General features: G+C 58.8%; 17 protein-coding genes. 11 read left to right on the top strand and 6 right to left on the bottom strand.

Annotation, left to right across the window (positions count from 1 at the left end):
- The first annotated feature begins 148 nt into the window (after nucleotides 1-148).
- Nucleotides 149-1,321, top strand: coding sequence for a pyridoxal phosphate-dependent aminotransferase (locus BKX96_RS26395; RefSeq protein ID WP_046815672.1), 1,173 nt, complete (start codon nucleotides 149-151; stop codon nucleotides 1,319-1,321).
- Nucleotides 1,321-2,034 (top strand): DNA/RNA nuclease SfsA, encoded by a 714-nt coding sequence (sfsA, locus tag BKX96_RS26400; RefSeq protein WP_046815671.1) that lies wholly within the window; start codon nucleotides 1,321-1,323, stop codon nucleotides 2,032-2,034. Before BKX96_RS26395 ends, sfsA begins: the two co-directional genes overlap by 1 nt.
- Here sfsA and BKX96_RS26405 read toward each other — a convergent pair.
- The 5 genes from BKX96_RS26405 to BKX96_RS26425 all read right to left on the bottom strand — a co-directional run bounded on the left by BKX96_RS26405 (nucleotide 2,031) and on the right by BKX96_RS26425 (nucleotide 5,977).
- Nucleotides 2,031-2,348, bottom strand: a complete 318-nt coding sequence (locus BKX96_RS26405; protein WP_077185867.1) for a Rieske (2Fe-2S) protein — start codon at nucleotides 2,346-2,348, stop codon at nucleotides 2,031-2,033. The two genes, sfsA and BKX96_RS26405, sit on opposite strands and share 4 nt — an antisense overlap.
- 294 nt (nucleotides 2,349-2,642) lie before the next feature.
- On the bottom strand, nucleotides 2,643-3,452 hold the full coding sequence (locus tag BKX96_RS26410) for a Crp/Fnr family transcriptional regulator (protein WP_046815669.1): 810 nt from the start codon (nucleotides 3,450-3,452) through the stop codon (nucleotides 2,643-2,645).
- A gap of 16 nt (nucleotides 3,453-3,468) precedes the next feature.
- Entirely contained in the window at nucleotides 3,469-3,741 is a 273-nt protein-coding gene (locus BKX96_RS26415; protein ID WP_007971093.1) for a TfoX/Sxy family protein, read from the bottom strand.
- A 243-nt stretch (nucleotides 3,742-3,984) separates the two neighbouring features.
- Nucleotides 3,985-4,329, bottom strand: a complete 345-nt coding sequence (locus BKX96_RS26420; RefSeq protein ID WP_046815668.1) for a pentapeptide repeat-containing protein — start codon at nucleotides 4,327-4,329, stop codon at nucleotides 3,985-3,987.
- A 91-nt stretch (nucleotides 4,330-4,420) separates the two neighbouring features.
- Nucleotides 4,421-5,977, bottom strand: a complete 1,557-nt coding sequence (locus BKX96_RS26425) for a bifunctional aminoglycoside phosphotransferase/ATP-binding protein (protein WP_046815667.1) — start codon at nucleotides 5,975-5,977, stop codon at nucleotides 4,421-4,423.
- Between the two features lie 115 nt (nucleotides 5,978-6,092).
- Between BKX96_RS26425 and mrcB the strand changes: the two genes are divergently transcribed.
- The 3 genes from mrcB to BKX96_RS26440 are packed head-to-tail and all read left to right on the top strand — an operon-like array spanning nucleotide 6,093 to nucleotide 9,500.
- Nucleotides 6,093-8,414, top strand: coding sequence for a penicillin-binding protein 1B (gene mrcB, locus BKX96_RS26430; protein ID WP_046815666.1), 2,322 nt, complete (start codon nucleotides 6,093-6,095; stop codon nucleotides 8,412-8,414).
- Nucleotides 8,415-8,430: 16 nt separating this feature from the next.
- Complete coding sequence (locus tag BKX96_RS26435; RefSeq protein ID WP_046815665.1) at nucleotides 8,431-9,165, top strand: tetratricopeptide repeat protein; 735 nt, start codon at nucleotides 8,431-8,433, stop codon at nucleotides 9,163-9,165.
- Nucleotides 9,165-9,500, top strand: a complete 336-nt coding sequence (locus tag BKX96_RS26440; RefSeq protein ID WP_046815664.1) for a YqcC family protein — start codon at nucleotides 9,165-9,167, stop codon at nucleotides 9,498-9,500. Before BKX96_RS26435 ends, BKX96_RS26440 begins: the two co-directional genes overlap by 1 nt.
- A 77-nt stretch (nucleotides 9,501-9,577) precedes the next feature.
- Here BKX96_RS26440 and BKX96_RS26445 read toward each other — a convergent pair whose 3' ends face one another.
- On the bottom strand, nucleotides 9,578-10,003 hold the full coding sequence (locus BKX96_RS26445; protein ID WP_077185868.1) for a DUF4124 domain-containing protein: 426 nt from the start codon (nucleotides 10,001-10,003) through the stop codon (nucleotides 9,578-9,580).
- Between the two features lie 396 nt (nucleotides 10,004-10,399).
- Between BKX96_RS26445 and BKX96_RS26450 the strand changes: the two genes are divergently transcribed.
- The 6 genes from BKX96_RS26450 (at nucleotide 10,400) to msrQ (ending at nucleotide 16,379) form a co-directional block, all read left to right on the top strand.
- Nucleotides 10,400-12,124: an acetolactate synthase 3 large subunit gene (locus BKX96_RS26450; protein WP_020798578.1), complete on the top strand. Its 1,725-nt coding sequence runs from the start codon at nucleotides 10,400-10,402 to the stop codon at nucleotides 12,122-12,124.
- A 2-nt stretch (nucleotides 12,125-12,126) separates the two neighbouring features.
- Entirely contained in the window at nucleotides 12,127-12,618 is a 492-nt protein-coding gene (ilvN, locus tag BKX96_RS26455; protein WP_003176102.1) for an acetolactate synthase small subunit, read from the top strand.
- Between the two features lie 45 nt (nucleotides 12,619-12,663).
- On the top strand, nucleotides 12,664-13,680 hold the full coding sequence (ilvC, locus tag BKX96_RS26460; RefSeq protein WP_007909969.1) for a ketol-acid reductoisomerase: 1,017 nt from the start codon (nucleotides 12,664-12,666) through the stop codon (nucleotides 13,678-13,680).
- Nucleotides 13,681-13,824: 144 nt separating this feature from the next.
- The gene (gene pssA / locus BKX96_RS26465; RefSeq protein WP_077185869.1) at nucleotides 13,825-14,682 is read left to right on the top strand and encodes a CDP-diacylglycerol--serine O-phosphatidyltransferase; all 858 of its coding nucleotides are present in this window, start codon (nucleotides 13,825-13,827) and stop codon (nucleotides 14,680-14,682) included.
- A 63-nt stretch (nucleotides 14,683-14,745) separates the two neighbouring features.
- Complete coding sequence (gene msrP, locus BKX96_RS26470) at nucleotides 14,746-15,759, top strand: protein-methionine-sulfoxide reductase catalytic subunit MsrP (RefSeq protein ID WP_077185870.1); 1,014 nt, start codon at nucleotides 14,746-14,748, stop codon at nucleotides 15,757-15,759.
- Nucleotides 15,759-16,379 (top strand): protein-methionine-sulfoxide reductase heme-binding subunit MsrQ, encoded by a 621-nt coding sequence (msrQ, locus tag BKX96_RS26475; protein ID WP_077185871.1) that lies wholly within the window; start codon nucleotides 15,759-15,761, stop codon nucleotides 16,377-16,379. Before msrP ends, msrQ begins: the two co-directional genes overlap by 1 nt.
- The last annotated feature ends 504 nt before the right edge of the window (nucleotides 16,380-16,883 follow it).

Here is a 16,883-nt window from a genome sequence, read left to right on the forward strand (position 1 = left end):
GTCCTGCTCAATTAATGATTTTAGTCAAACCTGGGGCACTCGCTCAGCTCGTTTGTGGCCTGGGTCATATGGCCTCTGACCGCTTTAGGTTCTCGCTCGTTCCTGCGCTTGGGTAGAATCGGTTCTTTTCCCTGTTGAAGGAAGGCCAATGGCTCAGTCCTACAGTGCCCGCAGCCGCGCGATCGAACCTTTCCATGTCATGGCGCTGCTGGCGCGGGCCAATGAGTTGCAGGCTGCCGGTCATGATGTGATCCACCTGGAAATCGGCGAACCGGACTTCACCACCGCCGAGCCGATCATCCGTGCCGGGCAGGCTGCGCTGGAAGGGGGCAAGACGCGTTACACCGCTGCCCGCGGCATTCCCGAGCTGCGTGAGGCCATTTCGGGCTTTTATCAGCAGCGTTATGGCTTGAACATCGACCCGCGCCGCATCCTTATCACGCCTGGGGGGTCTGGTGCGTTGCTGCTGGCCAGCGCCTTGCTGGTCGATCCTGGCAAACACTGGCTGCTGGCCGACCCGGGTTACCCGTGCAACCGGCATTTCCTGCGGCTGGTGGAAGGCGCCGCGCAGCTTGTCCCAGTTGGGCCCGACGTGCGTTATCAGCTGACGCCGGATCTGATCGCCCGGCATTGGGATCACGACAGCGTGGGTGCGCTGGTGGCATCCCCGGCCAACCCGACCGGTACGATCCTCACTCGCGACGAACTGGCGGGTCTCTCCCAGGCCATCAAGCAGCGCCATGGTCACTTGGTGGTGGACGAGATCTACCATGGCCTGACTTATGGCACCGATGCGGCCAGCGTGCTGGAAGTCGACGACAGCGCCTTTGTCCTGAATAGTTTTTCCAAGTATTTCGGCATGACCGGTTGGCGTCTGGGCTGGCTGGTAGCGCCGGACGCGGCGGTGAGTGAGTTGGAAAAGCTCGCTCAAAATCTTTACATCAGCGCGCCCAGCATGGCCCAGCATGCGGCGTTGGCCTGTTTTGAGCCGGCCACCATTGCGATCCTGGAAGAGCGTCGCGCCGAATTCGGTCGTCGTCGGGATTTCCTGCTGCCGGCCCTGAGAGAGCTCGGTTTCGGTATCGCCGTCGAACCGGAAGGTGCGTTCTACTTGTACGCCGATATCAGCAAGTTCGGCGGCGATGCCTTCGCGTTCTGCCGTCATTTCCTCGAAACCGAACATGTCGCGATTACCCCGGGGTTGGACTTCGGCCGCTATCAAGCCGGGCACCACGTACGGTTTGCCTACACCCAAAACCTCGAACGCTTACAGGAAGCGGTGGAGCGTATCGGTCGTGGCCTGCGGAGCTGGCAAGGCTGATGCGTTTTCATCCCCCTCTCGAAGAAGGTCGGCTGATTCGCCGTTACAAGCGTTTTCTCGCCGACATCGAAACCGTCGATGGCGAATTACTGACCATTCACTGCCCGAACACGGGCTCGATGCTCAATTGCCAGGTGGAAGGCGGGCAAGTGTGGTTCAGTCGCTCCAATGATCCCAAGCGCAAGTTGCCCGGCACTTGGGAAGTCGGCGAGACCCCGCACGGGCGCTTGTTCTGCGTGAATACCGGACGGGCCAATGGCCTGGTGGAAGAGGCGCTGCGGGCGGGCGTCATCAGCGAGTTGAACGGCTTCACCGAGCTTAAGCGCGAAGTGGCTTACGGTCAGGAAAGCAGTCGCATCGATTTTCGCCTCGATTACCCGGGCGGGCCAGCGTACGTGGAAGTCAAAAGTGTCACGCTGGGCTATGACGGCACGCTCGTGGCGGCGTTTCCCGACGCGGTGACCCAGCGTGGGGCCAAGCATTTGCGCGAATTGGCGCATCTGGCCCGGGACGGGATTCGCGCGGTGCAATTGTATTGCGTCAATCTCACTGGCATCGAAGCCGTGCGTCCGGCTGAAGAAATCGATCCGGCCTACGCCCAGGCCTTGCGCGAGGCCGTGGCGTGCGGAGTGGAAGTGCTGGCCTACGGCGTAAGCCTGAGCCATGAAGAGATGGTGGTGGACCGGCGCCTGGACGTGTTGCTCGGGGGCTAGAGGCTGATCCAGATTCCCTGGGCGTCCTCGCGGCTATCGACACGGCTCAGCGATTGCCCCGCGCACGGGCCGGCGACACATTCGCCGTCCTCGATCAGGAACAGGGCGCCATGGGTCGCACACTGGATCAGGCTGTTGCTGGGATCCAGGAACTGGTCAGGGTTCCATTCCAGGCCGACCCCTCGGTGCGGGCAACGGTTGATGTAGACATAGACCTGGCCGCGCCGGCGCACGGCGAAAAGCTTCTGGCCGTCGATGTCGAAACCGCGGCTGCTGGCCTCGGCCAGTTCAATGCCGGTACACAAAAATTTCATGCTGGTCCTCAAATGACGCCCTTGCCCGGTGCGAGCAGTACTCAGGTGCTCAGGATACTTGGCGCAGCGCCGGATGACTTTTGCACAGGCAAAAAAAGACCCGGCAAGAGCCGGGTCAAATAACCGTGATTAGCCTGATGAGGAGATAATCTGAGAGTCCGAACCAAGGGCTTTCCAGAAAATCGACCAGTCTCGCGACCAGTTGTGATAATCATATCGATTCTCATTACCAAGTCAACAGGTGATTTTCCATTTGTTTGATTCGTGTCGCACGCTCGTTCCAATTCCTTGTATTTACTGGGTTCTGCCTGTCGTTTTTAATGCCATCAGTTGTGTTACCTGTTTATTCAGCAAGTCGATTCTGCGGGCCATGCTCTCGATCAGGCTGCCGGCAATCTTCGGATTGCTCTGGGTGAGGCTCAAAAACTGATCCTTGGGTATGCGCATGATGGTGCTCGGTTCGGCGGTGATGACCGTGGTATTGCGTTTCTCGCCGGTAAACACCGCCATGGCGCCGAAAATCTCGTCCTTGGGCACGTCGCCCACTTTGAATCCATCGACGAACGCTTCGGCGTGACCCTCAATGATCACGAATACGTGGTCCGCCTCATCGCCCTGACGGATCAGCGTTTCGCCGCTGGCGACTCGCTGGAAGCCGTTGGTGGCGCGAAACTCTGGCTGCTTGAGTCGTGCCACGGCATCGGACAGCAGGGCGGTGTGGCCCGCCATGTACTGCAGGAACAGCTCCGAGCGGGCCGGGTCGGCATAGATATGCTGGAACACCTGGGATCGAAGGTAGGGCGTCAGCGCCAGGGGCGTCTTGCTGCACAAGCGACAGCGCGGCAGGCCAGCGTCCTGACGCAGGCCGATCAGGTCGCCCTGGCGCAGGTAGAACAGTGCGCGATCATCGATACAGCCGTGCAGCCGGCCGATATCCAGCATGTACAGTTGGTCGCTGGGCAGCGCGGCAGCGAGGTCGTCGATGGCGGGAAACTCGATGGCGGGCCCACTCGGTGCCAAACCCTGCAGCAGTCGGGCGGGAATGTTTTGCAGTCGATTGATCAGTGTTTCGGCGTAAGCCGGTTGTTCCCCAAGTAAGTACATGGCGAGCGGTACTCGTTCAATTCTTGTGGCGGGACGAGATGGCTTCGAGTTGTTTGTTCAGGGCTTCCTTGCGTTCGGCGGGAATGTCGTTCCAGTGCACGTCCATCAGCGCGCCTTCGATCGCGTACAACAACACCTTGGACGCCCGAAACCCGCGCGTGCGCACGGCCCGATAAGCATCCACCGCCCCCAGGCGACGCAAGTCCGAGGCGCTGTGGATGCCCACGGCATGCAGCCACTGCGCCGACGTCTTGCCAAGATTTTTCAGGTGTTGCAGTTCATCATTCATCAAGCCTCCTTGCGATGGCCGAATGGTGCGTGGGCAAGCTTCTGAGGAGTGTAGCCATCAGTAGGAAAAGCGTGATTCTTTGCTCGTTTTTGACGCAAATGCTTCTAAGCGGCGGCAGGCACGGGTGCTTCGAAAAGCGCCGATAAGGAAGGGTATAGCCATTAAAAATGCGAATTTCAGCGCGAAAAAGCCCGTAGTCAAGCGCGAGGCGAGGGCGCTGGACTTGTCAATTTAGACGGGTGCTCAGCGGGTGCGATAACGCAGGCGCGTACCGAAGTTCATCGACATCAGGATTTCATCGGCGCTCAGCTCCGCCGGAAAGTAGGCGCCGGATATCTGAGCGTGGGCGAGGCTCGCACCTTCAAGCGAAGAGTTGCGAAAATCAATGCCGCGCAAATCGGCTGAGCGAAAGTAGGCGTCTGTGAAGTCGATGCCGTCGGCATTCAACTCGCGCAGGTCCAACCCGCGAAAATCACCACCGACCATGTCGATAGGTCCTTGCTCGGGGCGCTCTTTGTTGAAGCCAGCGATGTCGTCTTTGTGCAGCAAGGCATAAAGCGGGGTATCGAGCAGTTTCGGCTGGCTCATGGCGTGTCACCTGTTGGATTTATGACGCCAGTATAGTGCCACTATTTGACAGCCGTGAAGCCGGAGCAGGCTCCACGGCTGAAATGCTTCCTTATAGTCCGGGCAGGCGCTGGCGAATCTGTTCCACTACTGTGTCAAGGGTTCCGCTTTCGTTGGTCTGCACGCGTTTGCTGCAGAGTATTTCTGCGGGCGTCAATGCCTCGCGGCTGGCTTGCTGGGCTTCGATCACGGCCAGAGTGGCGTCGGATGGATCCTTCTTGTCGGCCTGGCGCAGGGCCAGCCAGCTCTCGATCACCGCTTGCGGGGCATTGCAGTCAAGGATCAGGAACGGCGCGCCGGTGGCCTCGGCCACTTTCGCCGCGCTGTCGCGCTGCGAATGCTTGAGGTAAGTGGCATCGACCACCACCGGGAACCCGGCGTGCAGGATCACCGCGGCAATTTCGTGCAGGCGCTGGTAGGTTGCCGCGCTGGCATCAGCACTGTAAATGCCGGCCTGCAGGTCGTTGGTGACGGTTTGCTCGCCGAACAGGCGTTTGCGTTCCACGTCGGAGCGCAGGCGAATGGCTCCCAGGGCTTCCACCAGGCGCATGGCTACGTGGCTTTTGCCAACGGCGGAAACACCGTGGGTGATGGCCATGAAGCGCGAAGGGATGGTGCTGTAGCTTTCCGCCAGGTTGGCGTAGTTGCGGTATTGGCGCAGTGTCGTGGCGCGCTGTACCGGGGTCGCCTCGGCCGGCATGCTGAACAGGCTGACCTTGGCGCGAACCAGTGCGCGGTAGGCTTTATAGAAGTTCAGCAGCTCCAGGCCCTGGTAATCGCCGGTCAGCTCAAGGTATTGGCTGATGAATCGACGGGCCAGGCACTTCAGGCCGCGGTCTTCCAGGTCCATCGCCAGGAAGGCGGTGTCGGCGTATACGTCGGTGAAGCGGAACGGTTCGTTGAATTCGATGCAGTCGAAGATCACGACACGGCCGTCGATCACTGTTGCGTTGCCCAAGTGGATGTCACCGTGGCATTCGCGAATAAACCCTTCGGCCTTGCGTTGGGCGAACAGTGGCTTGAGGCGTTCGAAGCTGCTTTCGGCCCAGGCCAGCAACGCATCCAGCTGCAGCAGGTCGGCCTTGTCGCTGAGGAAGGGGCGAATCTGCTCGAAGTTTTGTCGCACCGGTGCCATGACACTGTCCGGGGTCCCGGCTTCGTGCTCTGCCGGCACTCGTGGTGCGTCAAGGTGGAAACGGGCGATCTGGTCAGCCAACTGGTCGATGTGCGCAGGCGTCAATTCGCCGTTGGCTTGCAGTGTGCTGAGCAATCCGTCCTGCCCAAACTGGCGCATTTTCAGCGCGTACTCGATGACCGGGCCCTCACCGCCCAGTTGCGGCGCTTCGGCGCTACCGGTGATCGGCAACACTTCGAGGTAAAGATCCTGGGTCAGGCGCTGGTTCAGGCGCAGCTCTTCGGCGCAGAAATGCCCGCGAGCCTCAAGGGTGGTGAAGTCGAGGAAGCCGAAGTTCATCGGCTTCTTCACTTTATATGCAAAGGGGCCGGTAAGCACGACCCAGGAAATGTGGGTCTCGATGACCTTGAATCCATCTACAGGATGCGGGTAGAGGGCCGGATTTTGCAGGGCGGCGATCAGGGACTGGCTCACAGGCGATCCTTAAGAGTCGGAAAAAATTCAGGTCGTCATTATGGCGTCTAGCCAGCCTAACGCAAACTCGCGGGCCTCCTGTTGAGTATGAATAAAGTGCGTATAATCCGCCGCCATGACTCGTACTCGATCCCCCCGTACCCCAAAGAAACCACCCTCCAAAGGCCTGCGGCCCTGGATGGGCTGGGCCCTTAAACTCAGTCTGGTCGGCCTTGTGGTGCTGGCCGGGTTCGCCGTTTACCTCGATGCCATCGTGCAGGAGAAGTTCTCCGGCAAGCGCTGGACCATTCCGGCCAAGGTCTACGCGCGTCCGCTCGAGCTGTTCGTCGGACAAAAGCTGAGCAGGGACGATTTTCTCACCGAACTCGATGCCTTGGGCTATCGCCGTGAAAGCGTGGCCAATGGTCCGGGCGCGGCTTCGGTCAACGGCAATACCGTCGATCTGAATACCCGTGGCTTCCAGTTCTATGAGGGCATGGAGCAGGCGCAACCCGTGCGTGTGCGCTTCTCGGGTGACTATGTGGCCGAACTATCGTCGACCAAGGGCGCGAAGCTGTCGGTAGTGCGCCTGGAGCCGCTGCTGATCGGCGGCCTGTACCCGAAAAACCTCGAAGACCGGATCCTGATCAAGATCGACCAGGTGCCGCCGTATCTGCTCGACACGTTGGTCGCTGTCGAGGACCGTGATTTCTATCACCACTTCGGCGTCTCGCCGAAGTCGATTGCCCGGGCGATCTGGGTCAACGGTTCGTCGGGCCGCATGCGCCAGGGCGGTAGTACCCTGACTCAACAGCTGGTCAAGAACTTCTACCTGACCAACGAGCGTAGCCTGAGCCGCAAGCTGACCGAAGCGATGATGGCGCTGCTGCTCGAACTGCACTACGACAAGCGTGAGATCCTCGAGGCCTACCTCAACGAAGTGTTTGTCGGCCAGGATGGTCAGCGCGCGGTGCACGGTTTCGGGTTGGCCAGCCAGTTCTTCTTCAGTCAGCCACTGGCCGAGCTCAAGCTGCATCAGGTGGCCTTGCTGGTGGGCATGGTCAAGGGGCCTTCCTCCTACAACCCGCGCCGGTATCCGGAGCGGGCACTGGAACGGCGTAACCTGGTGCTCGATGTGCTGCAGGAGCAGGGCGTGGCCACGGCCGAGCAGGTCGAGGCAGCGAAGAAAATGCCGCTGGGCGTGACCAAGCGCGGCAGCCTGGCGGACAGCTCGTTCCCCGGCTTCCTTGATCTGGTCAAGCGCCAGTTGCGCGAAGACTACCGCGACGAAGACTTGACCGAAGAGGGGCTGCGGATCTTTACCAGTTTCGATCCGATCCTGCAGATGAAAGCCGAGGCCTCGGTCAACGACACGTTCAAGCGCCTGTCCGGTCGCAAGGGTTCGGATGATGTCGAGGCCGCCATGGTCGTGACCAACCCGGAAACCGGCGAGGTGCAGGCGATGATCGGCAGTCGCCAGGCCAGCTTTGCCGGTTTCAACCGGGCACTGGACGCGGTACGACCGATCGGCTCGTTGATCAAGCCGGCGGTGTATCTGACGGCGCTGGAAAAACCGAGCCAGTACACATTGACCAGTTGGCTGTCAGACGAGTCTTTCTCGGTCAAGGGCGCGGACGGCCAGGTGTGGAAACCGCAGAACTATGACCGCCGTTCCCATGGCACGGTGTTCCTTTATCAAGGGCTGGCGCATTCCTATAACCTGTCGACGGCGCGCCTGGGTCTGGCCGTAGGCGTGCCGAACGTGCTCAAGACAGTTGGACGCCTGGGTGTCAGCCGTGAGTTCCCGGCCTTCCCGTCGATGTTGCTGGGCGCTGGCGGCATGACCCCGATCGAAGTGGCGACCATGTACCAGACGCTCGCCAACGGTGGTTTCAATACGCCAATGCGTGGGATTCGTAGCGTATTGACGGCCGAAGGCGAGCCGCTCAAGCGCTATCCGTTCCAGATCCAGCAGCGTTTCGACCCGGCGTCGATCTACCTGATCCAGAGTGCCATGCAGCGCGTCATGCGTGAGGGTACCGGCAGCTCGGTTTACAACGTGTTACCAAAGACCTTGAACCTGGCGGGCAAGACCGGCACCAGTAACGATTCGCGAGACAGCTGGTTCGCCGGGTTCAGTCAGGACCTGTTGGCGGTGGTCTGGCTGGGGCGCGACGATAACGGCAAGACACCGTTCACCGGTGCCACCGGTGCATTGCAGGTCTGGACCAGCTTCATGCGCAAGGCCGACCCGTTGCCGCTGGACATGCCGCAGCCGGATAATATCGTTCAGGCCTGGGTCGACTCGCGAACCGGTCAAGGTTCCGACGCCGGTTGCCCGGGTGCCGTGCAGATGCCGTATATTCGCGGCAGCGAACCGCCTCCCGGTGCCGCTTGCGGTGGCGAAAGCCCTTCCGGCGAAACGGTGATGGATTGGGTCAAGGGCTGGATGAATTAAGCAAAGAGGGTTTCAAGTGAACAAGTGGTTGATTCCAGCGGTTACCGCCGTGGCTTTGCTCAGCGGTTGCTCCACGGTCCAGCGCGGCTCGATTCCGGTGGTGGACTCCGGCACCAAGGTTTCCAATAGCGAGCGCGTTTCGGCGAACGGCGGATACCGTCAGACGACGGTACAGCGTCCTGTGCAATCCCAGACCCAGGCGATTCCACAAGGTGATACCGGTGTAGTCGTGATGGTGCCAGGCGGTGGTGCGGTAACGTCGGCACCGATCAGCACCAGCCCTATCACTCCGGGTCCGATTACCCCGGGGCCGATCGACACGTCGCCGGTTCAGTCCGCGCCGGTCAATCAGGGCAGCTACAGCATGCCTTCGACGCCGAGCGGGATTCCGTCTGCCAGTTCCGGTGGCCTGTCCGCCGACGAGCAACTGGACGGTCCGGTACTGGCCCTGTTGACCACCGCTCAGCAGCAACAGTCCAGCGGTGATCTCAATGGCGCCTCTTCCAGCCTTGAACGCGCCCAGCGTGTGGCCCCGCGTGAGCCGCAAGTGCTTTATCGCCTGGCACAAGTTCGCATGGCTCAAGGCGATGCGCCGCAAGCCGAGCAATTTGCCCGCCGTGGCCTGACCTTCGCCAACGGGCGGCCGGCACTTCAAGCCAGCCTGTGGGAGCTGATCGCCCAGGCGCGTGAGAAGCAGGGTGATTCCGCGGGCGCGGCACTGGCTCGTCAAAAAGCCAAGGTTACTTCGTGATGGATGCACGCTTTCTTCAAATCGCCGATCAGCTGCTGTTGATCGAACGTGAGTTGCGAGTGCAAGGGTGGTGGGACGAGGTCCCGCCATCCGCTGAAGCGCTGTCCAGTGTCGAGCCATTTTCGGTCGATACGCTGGACTTCGAGCAGTGGCTGCAATGGATCTTCCTGCCGCGCATGAAGATGATCCTCGAACAGGATCTGCCATTGCCGAACGCATCGGGTATCCAGGAGATGGCAGAAATGGTCTTTGCCGGGCGCAATGTCCAGGGCAGGGATCGTCAGCTGCAGGTGTTGCTCAAAGAGTTCGATCAACTGATTACCGCCTCCCGCTGAACGCCGGCCCCCTAATAGGGGCAAGCTTGCTCACGATGGCGGTGTAACATTCAACGGATCCATTGAATGTTGTGCCCTCATCGTCGGCAGTTATTCGCAATCTGTTTCTGCGTTTCACCGATGCGTTCCTGGCGTTGGGAGTCATCCAGGCGCCGCATCTGACCATCCACTTCCTCCCTCAAGCGCGGATTATTCTGCAACTGCGCCAGGTTCGTTCGTGCCTGTTCGCAAAAAACCTTCAACTGATTCTGTTGCTCGGCCACCTGCTGCTTCACCGACTTGTCGATGGCCTGCTGGTCGCCAATGGCGCCGCTGTGCGCGGCGTTGCCAGGTTTGCCAGAGGGGGAGGCGGGCGTGACGATGGTCGTGGATGGCTGATCCCTGGGTGGTTGCGCATCGAAATGGGTAACGCCCTGGGCGTCGACCCACTGATAAATCTGCGCGGCCATGGACAGCGGGCTGAGGATGGCCATCAGGCCGGCGATGAAGAAGTGCGTACGCATGCCAATTCCTAGTCAAAAGTTGCGCAATTGAAGCTAACACACTGGGGGTTTACAGGTTTTTTCTTGCGTTCTCATGTGGTTAGTAGAATAAACCTCATAGACGACTTGACTTGCAGGGGACGAAACAGAAGAATCCAAAGTCCGCTGTAGAGGGACTGCCAGAAGCAGACCCACTCGGCAGATCATGAGGCGCACATCCGCGCCGACCTGTTACACCCGCAACGCGTTACCTCGCGCTGGGTGGGAAAGGCCCGCAACACTTGGGACGATCCCAATACTTGCTCAGTCAGTGCTGACGTAGTCGGCGACCACCGTCGCTCATGCTCTGCTGAGAAGTAAACCTATTAAGACCCGTCCTTTTGTGGGCGGTATTCTGGCGTTTTAGAGGTGAACAACGTGGAGCTTTTATCTGGCGGTGAGATGCTCGTCCGCTTTTTGCGTGACGAAGGCGTCAAATATATCTACGGGTACCCGGGTGGTGCTCTTCTTCATGTCTACGATGCCCTGTTCAAAGAGCCGGAAGTGACCCACATCCTGGTTCGTCATGAGCAGGCTGCGACTCATATGGCTGACGGCTACGCCCGTGCCACCGGTAAAGCCGGCGTGGTACTGGTGACCTCCGGCCCGGGCGCAACCAACGCTATCACCGGTATCGCCACGGCCTACATGGACTCCATTCCGATGGTGGTGATTTCCGGCCAGGTGCCGAGCACCATGGTCGGTACCGACGCCTTCCAGGAAACCGACATGATCGGTATCTCCCGGCCGATCGTGAAACACAGCTTCATGATCAAGCACGCGTCGGAAATCCCGGAAGTCATGAAGAAAGCCTTCTACCTGGCGCAATCCGGTCGTCCTGGTCCTGTCGTTGTCGATATCCCGAAAGACATGACCAACCCGGCCGAGAAGTTCGAATACGTCTTCCCGAAAAAAGCCAAGCTGCGCTCCTACAGCCCGGCCGTACGCGGCCACTCGGGACAAATCCGCAAGGCGGCAGAAATGCTCCTGGCGGCCAAGCGTCCTGTGCTGTATTCGGGCGGTGGCGTCATCCTGGGGGGTGGCTCCGCGCCGCTCACCGAGTTGGCGAAAATGCTCAACCTGCCAGTGACCAACACCCTGATGGGCCTGGGTGGCTACCCTGGCACCGACCGTCAGTTCATCGGCATGCTGGGCATGCACGGCAGCTACACCGCCAACCTGGCGATGCACCATGCTGACGTGATCCTGGCCGTCGGCGCACGTTTCGACGACCGCGTCATCAACGGCGCATCGAAGTTCTGCCCGAACGCCAAGATCATTCACATCGACATCGATCCGGCTTCGATCTCCAAGACCATCAAGGCCGATGTGCCTATCGTGGGTCCGGTCGAGAGCGTCCTGACCGAAATGGTCGCGATCCTCAAGGAAATCGGCGAGACCCCGAACAAGGAGTCCGTTGCCAGCTGGTGGAAGCAGATTGACGAGTGGCGCGGCGACCGCGGCCTGTTCCCTTATGACAAGGGCGACGGCAGTGTGATCAAGCCGCAAGCCGTGATCGAAACCCTGTGCGAAGTGACCAAGGGCGATGCTTTTGTTGCTTCCGACGTGGGCCAGCATCAGATGTTCGCGGCGCAATACTACAAGTTCAACAAGCCGAACCGCTGGATCAACTCCGGTGGCTTGGGCACCATGGGCTTCGGTTTCCCAGCAGCCATGGGCATCAAGTTGAGCTTTCCGGATGACGACGTCGCCTGCGTAACGGGCGAGGGCAGCATCCAGATGAACATTCAGGAATTGTCGACCTGCCTGCAATACGGTTTGCCGGTAAAAATCGTCATCCTGAACAACGGTGTACTGGGCATGGTTCGCCAATGGCAGGACATGAGCTACGGCAGCCGCCATTCTCATTCCTACATGGAATCGCTGCCTGATTTCGTCAAGCTGGCAGAGGCCTACGGCCACGTTGGCGTGCGCATCACCGATTCGAAAGATTTGAAGTCGAAGATGGAAGAGGCGTTCGCCATGAAAGATCGCCTGGTGGTGATCGATATTTCGGTCGACACCAGCGAGCACGTCTACCCGATGCAGATCAAAGACGGCTCCATGCGCGATATGTGGCTGAGCAAGACGGAGCGTACTTAATCATGCGGCACATTATTTCCTTGCTTCTGGAAAACGAACCTGGCGCTTTGTCTCGTGTAGTCGGCCTGTTCTCGCAGCGCAACTACAACATTGAAAGCCTGACCGTGGCGCCAACCGAAGACCCGACCCTGTCGCGTCTGACGCTGACCACTGTTGGTCACGATGAAGTCATCGAGCAGATCACCAAGAACCTGAACAAGCTGATCGAAGTGGTCAAACTGGTCGACCTGTCGGAAAGTGCTCACATCGAGCGCGAACTGATGCTGGTCAAGGTCAAGGCCACCGGCGCCCAGCGCGCCGAGATCAAGCGCACCACCGATATTTACCGTGGACAGATCGTCGATGTCAGTGCCAGCGTATATACCGTTCAATTGACCGGTACCAGCGACAAGCTCGACAGCTTCATCCAGTCCATTGGCACCGCCTCGATCCTGGAGACCGTCCGCAGTGGCGTCACCGGTATCGCCCGCGGCGACAAAGTACTCAGCATCTAAACCAAATTAGCGAATGGCCTGAACGGCCTGATAGAGGGGAAATTCATGAAAGTTTTCTACGATAAAGACTGCGACCTGTCGATCATCCAGGGCAAGAAAGTTGCCATCATCGGTTACGGTTCCCAGGGCCACGCTCAAGCGTGCAACCTGAAAGACTCCGGCGTTGACGTGACTGTTGGCCTGCGCAAAGGCTCGGCCACTGTTGCCAAGGCTGAAGCCCACGGCTTGAAAGTGACTGACGTTGCTTCCGCTGTTGCTGCTGCCGACCTGGTCATGATCCTGACCCCGGACGAGTTCCAGTCTTCCCTGTACAAGAACGAAATCGAGCCGAACATCAAGAAAGGCGCCACCCTGGCCTTCTCCCACGGCTTCGCGATCCACTACAACCAGGTTGTTCCGCGCGCTGACCTCGACGTGATCATGATCGCACCGAAGGCTCCAGGCCACACCGTACGTTCCGAGTTCGTGAAAGGCGGCGGCATCCCTGACCTGATCGCTATCTACCAGGACGCTTCGGGCAACGCTAAAAACGTGGCACTGTCCTACGCAGCTGGCGTGGGTGGCGGTCGTACCGGCATCATCGAAACCACCTTCAAGGACGAGACTGAAACCGACCTGTTCGGCGAACAAGCCGTTCTGTGCGGCGGTACCGTTGAACTGGTCAAGGCCGGTTTCGAAACGCTGGTTGAAGCTGGCTACGCGCCGGAAATGGCCTACTTCGAGTGCCTGCACGAACTGAAGCTGATCGTTGACCTCATGTACGAAGGCGGTATCGCCAACATGAACTACTCGATCTCCAACAACGCCGAATACGGCGAGTACGTGACCGGTCCGGAAGTCATCAACGCCGAGTCCCGTCAGGCGATGCGCAACGCCCTGAAACGTATTCAGGACGGCGAATACGCCAAGATGTTCATCAGCGAAGGCGCTACCGGCTATCCTTCGATGACCGCCAAGCGTCGTAACAACGCCGCGCACGGTATCGAAGTCATCGGCGAGCAACTGCGCTCCATGATGCCGTGGATCGGTGCCAACAAGATCGTCGACAAAGCCAAAAACTAAGTCGAGCGCTTGTACGAAAAACGCGGCTTAGGCCGCGTTTTTTCGTTTGGGTGACCGGTTCTGGTATAAAGCTGCATCGTTTGCGGTCGAACCGTCGTCCCAGACACCTGTCGAAACTTTCCACCCTGTTGCAAGGTAATGTCCATGAGCGAACGTCCCGAAGAGCCAAACCAGGCCTCTGACGCCGAAAGCCTGCTGCCCATCGATGAGCATGTCGAAGAAGGGCATGATGCTGAAGGCCGTAAAGTCCGGCATCGTGGTATCTATCTTCTGCCGAATCTGTTTACCACTGCGAACCTGTTCGCAGGTTTCTATTCCATCATCAACTCGATGAGTGCACAGGCTGCCTTGAGCGCTGGTGACTCGATCGGTGCGAGCAAGTACTTCGCGTTTGCCGCCATTGCGATTTTCGTGGCCATGGTACTCGACGGCCTCGACGGCCGTGTTGCCCGCATGACCAATACCCAGAGTGCCTTTGGTGCCGAGTACGACTCGCTGTCGGACATGGTCGCCTTTGGCGTGGCGCCGGCATTGCTCGCCTTTGGCTGGGCCCTGGGCGACATGGGCAAGGTCGGCTGGATGGTCGCCTTCATCTATGTAGCGGGCGCGGCGTTGCGCCTGGCGCGTTTCAATACCCAGGTCGGTACCGCCGACAAGCGCTATTTCATCGGCCTGGCCAGCCCGGCCGCCGCCGGGGTGGTGGCGGGGATTGTGTGGGCGTTCAGCGATTACGGCATCCAGGGTTCCAAGATGTCCTTCCTGGTTGCTCTGATGGTAGCGGCGGCCGGCATGCTGATGGTCAGCAACATCAAGTACAACAGCTTCAAGGAGCTGGACCTGAAAGGGCGCGTACCTTTCGTGGCGATCCTGGCCGTGGTGTTGGTGTTTGCCGTCGTGTTCAGTGATCCGCCGCGTATCCTGCTCCTGGTTTTCCTCGGTTACGCAGCCTCCGGGCCGGTGCAATACCTGTTACATCTTCGTCGGCGCAAAAGCGCCGAGTGATGTAATTTCCCTCATACTCCGCAGTACGTTGGTGCGTCTGTTCTCCAATGCTACGGAGTAGCCATGCTGATCAAAGTCCCAAAAGCGTCCGACTGCCATGAGTCGGACGTCACGCCTGAACCCTTCTATCTTTCCAGGCGCCATGTATTGGGCGCTGCCGTGGCCGGATTGGCTGTGAACAGCCTGCCTCGATGGGCTGTGGCCGCTGAAGCGGCGCGTTACCCTGATGTCGAGCCTGGCAAGGCACCTTCCTGGTTTGACGAAAAGCTTCCTGCCACCCGGTGGGGAGCCGTCAGCGTGAAGGATGAAGCGATCACACCGTTCAAAGACGCAACGCACTACAACAACTTTTATGAGTTCGGTGCCGACAAGGGGGACCCGGCTGCCAATGCCGGTGCGCTGAAGACCGAACCCTGGAGCGTGGTCGTGGACGGGGAGGTGGGCAAGCCGGGGCGGTATGCACTGGAAGACTTCATGAAGCCTTATCAGCTGGAGGAACGCATCTACCGTCTGCGTTGCGTGGAGGCATGGTCGATGGTGATTCCATGGATAGGCTTTCCCATTTCGGCGTTGCTCAACCAGGTAGAGCCCACGTCAAAAGCCAGGTTTATTCGTTTTGAGACCCTTCAAGATCCCAAGAGCATGCCAGGGCAACGGTCAGGGTTTGCCTTGATCGACTGGCCTTATGTAGAAGGGCTGCGATTGGACGAGGCAATGAATCCGCTGGCAATACTGGCGGTGGGGATGTATGGGCGTGAGTTGCCAAATCAGAACGGGGCGCCCCTGCGTTTGGTGGTGCCATGGAAGTACGGGTTTAAAAGCATCAAGTCCATTGTGCGGATAAGCCTGGTGAGTGAGCAGCCAAAAACCACCTGGCAGAGTATTGCCTCGGATGAGTACGGCTTCTACGCAAACGTGAACCCTGAGGTTGATCACCCGCGCTGGACCCAGGCCCGCGAGCGCCGATTGCCGAGTGGCCTGTTCAAGCCGAATGTGCGTGACACGTTGATGTTCAATGGCTATGCGGATGAAGTCGCTTCTTTATATGCAGGGCTCGATCTGCGGAAGAACTATTGATGCGATATCCGCTCTGGCGTACAGGGGTTTTCGTTTCTGCGATGGTGTGGCCGCTGCTTTGGTTGTACCAGGCCTGGCAGGCTGTACTGGGTCCTGACCCTGGCAAGGTGTTGGTAGACCGGTTGGGGTTGGGGACGCTTGTACTGTTGCTCATCACATTGAGCATGACGCCGCTGCAAAAGCTCACCGGTTGGGCGGGGTGGGTTGCCGTCCGGCGGCAACTGGGGCTGTGGTGTTTTGCTTATGTGGTCCTGCATTTGAGCGCTTATCTGGCATTTATCCTTGGCTTCGACTGGTCGCAGCTTGGTGTCGAGTTGCGCAAACGTCCGTATATCATTGTTGGGGCCTTGGGTTTCTTGTGTTTGCTGGCGTTGGCGTGCACGTCCAATCGATACAGTCAGCGGCGGTTGGGAGCCCGCTGGAAGAAGCTGCATCGCCTGGCTTATTTGATTCTTGTGCTCGGATTGCTGCATATGCTCTGGATAGTGCGCGCCGATCTGAAGGAGTGGGCTATCTATGCATCGATAGGTGCGTTGCTGTTAATGATGAGGTTGCCGCTGGTTGCTCGGCGAATCCCGCGTTTAGTGGCTAAAAAGGGCTCTTCTGCCAAAAAGGCCTAATTAGTGGTTGACGGCAGATTCTGTAAGCCTATAATTCGCCCCACTTCCGGCGCAGTCGAAACGGAAAACTCCTTGGTAAACAAAGAGTTACGCAGTTTTGACAGTGGCTTGCTTCAGTTCATCGAAGCCGGCAGGGAGTTGAAAAAGAGGTGTTGACAGCAGCGTGTAACGCTGTAGAATTCGCCTCCCGCTGATGAGAGATCTGAAGCGCAAGTGGTTGAAGTTGTTAAGGATTCCTTGAAAACTTCTGAAAAATACCACTTGACAGCAAATGAGGCTGCTGTAGAATGCGCGCCTCGGTTGAGACGAAAGATCTTAACCAACCGCTCTTTAACAACTGAATCAAGCAATTCGTGTGGGTGCTTGTGGAGTCAGACTGCTAGTCAACAGATTATCAGCATCACAAGTTACTCCGCGAGAAATCAAAGATGTAACCAACGATTGCTGAGCCAAGTTTAGGGTTTTCTCAAAACCCAAAGATGTTTGAACTGAAGAGTTTGATCA

Source organism: Pseudomonas putida (assembly GCF_001976065.1).
Taxonomy (GTDB): domain Bacteria; phylum Pseudomonadota; class Gammaproteobacteria; order Pseudomonadales; family Pseudomonadaceae; genus Aquipseudomonas; species Aquipseudomonas serbica.

What these genes read in the sequence shown, in the direction of transcription:
- pssA (WP_077185869.1), top strand. Translation starts at nt 13,825, where the DNA reads ATGAGCGAACGTCCCGAAGAGCCAAACCAGGCCTCTGACGCCGAAAGC.
- ilvN (WP_003176102.1), top strand. Translation starts at nt 12,127, where the DNA reads ATGCGGCACATTATTTCCTTGCTTCTGGAAAACGAACCTGGCGCTTTG.
- BKX96_RS26415 (WP_007971093.1), bottom strand. Translation starts at nt 3,741, where the DNA reads ATGAATGATGAACTGCAACACCTGAAAAATCTTGGCAAGACGTCGGCG.
- msrQ (WP_077185871.1), top strand. Translation starts at nt 15,759, where the DNA reads ATGCGATATCCGCTCTGGCGTACAGGGGTTTTCGTTTCTGCGATGGTG.
- BKX96_RS26395 (WP_046815672.1), top strand. Translation starts at nt 149, where the DNA reads ATGGCTCAGTCCTACAGTGCCCGCAGCCGCGCGATCGAACCTTTCCAT.
- BKX96_RS26445 (WP_077185868.1), bottom strand. Translation starts at nt 10,003, where the DNA reads ATGCGTACGCACTTCTTCATCGCCGGCCTGATGGCCATCCTCAGCCCG.
- ilvC (WP_007909969.1), top strand. Translation starts at nt 12,664, where the DNA reads ATGAAAGTTTTCTACGATAAAGACTGCGACCTGTCGATCATCCAGGGC.
- BKX96_RS26440 (WP_046815664.1), top strand. Translation starts at nt 9,165, where the DNA reads ATGGATGCACGCTTTCTTCAAATCGCCGATCAGCTGCTGTTGATCGAA.
- BKX96_RS26420 (WP_046815668.1), bottom strand. Translation starts at nt 4,329, where the DNA reads ATGAGCCAGCCGAAACTGCTCGATACCCCGCTTTATGCCTTGCTGCAC.
- mrcB (WP_046815666.1), top strand. Translation starts at nt 6,093, where the DNA reads ATGACTCGTACTCGATCCCCCCGTACCCCAAAGAAACCACCCTCCAAA.
- BKX96_RS26410 (WP_046815669.1), bottom strand. Translation starts at nt 3,452, where the DNA reads ATGTACTTACTTGGGGAACAACCGGCTTACGCCGAAACACTGATCAAT.
- BKX96_RS26405 (WP_077185867.1), bottom strand. Translation starts at nt 2,348, where the DNA reads ATGAAATTTTTGTGTACCGGCATTGAACTGGCCGAGGCCAGCAGCCGC.
- msrP (WP_077185870.1), top strand. Translation starts at nt 14,746, where the DNA reads ATGCTGATCAAAGTCCCAAAAGCGTCCGACTGCCATGAGTCGGACGTC.
- sfsA (WP_046815671.1), top strand. Translation starts at nt 1,321, where the DNA reads ATGCGTTTTCATCCCCCTCTCGAAGAAGGTCGGCTGATTCGCCGTTAC.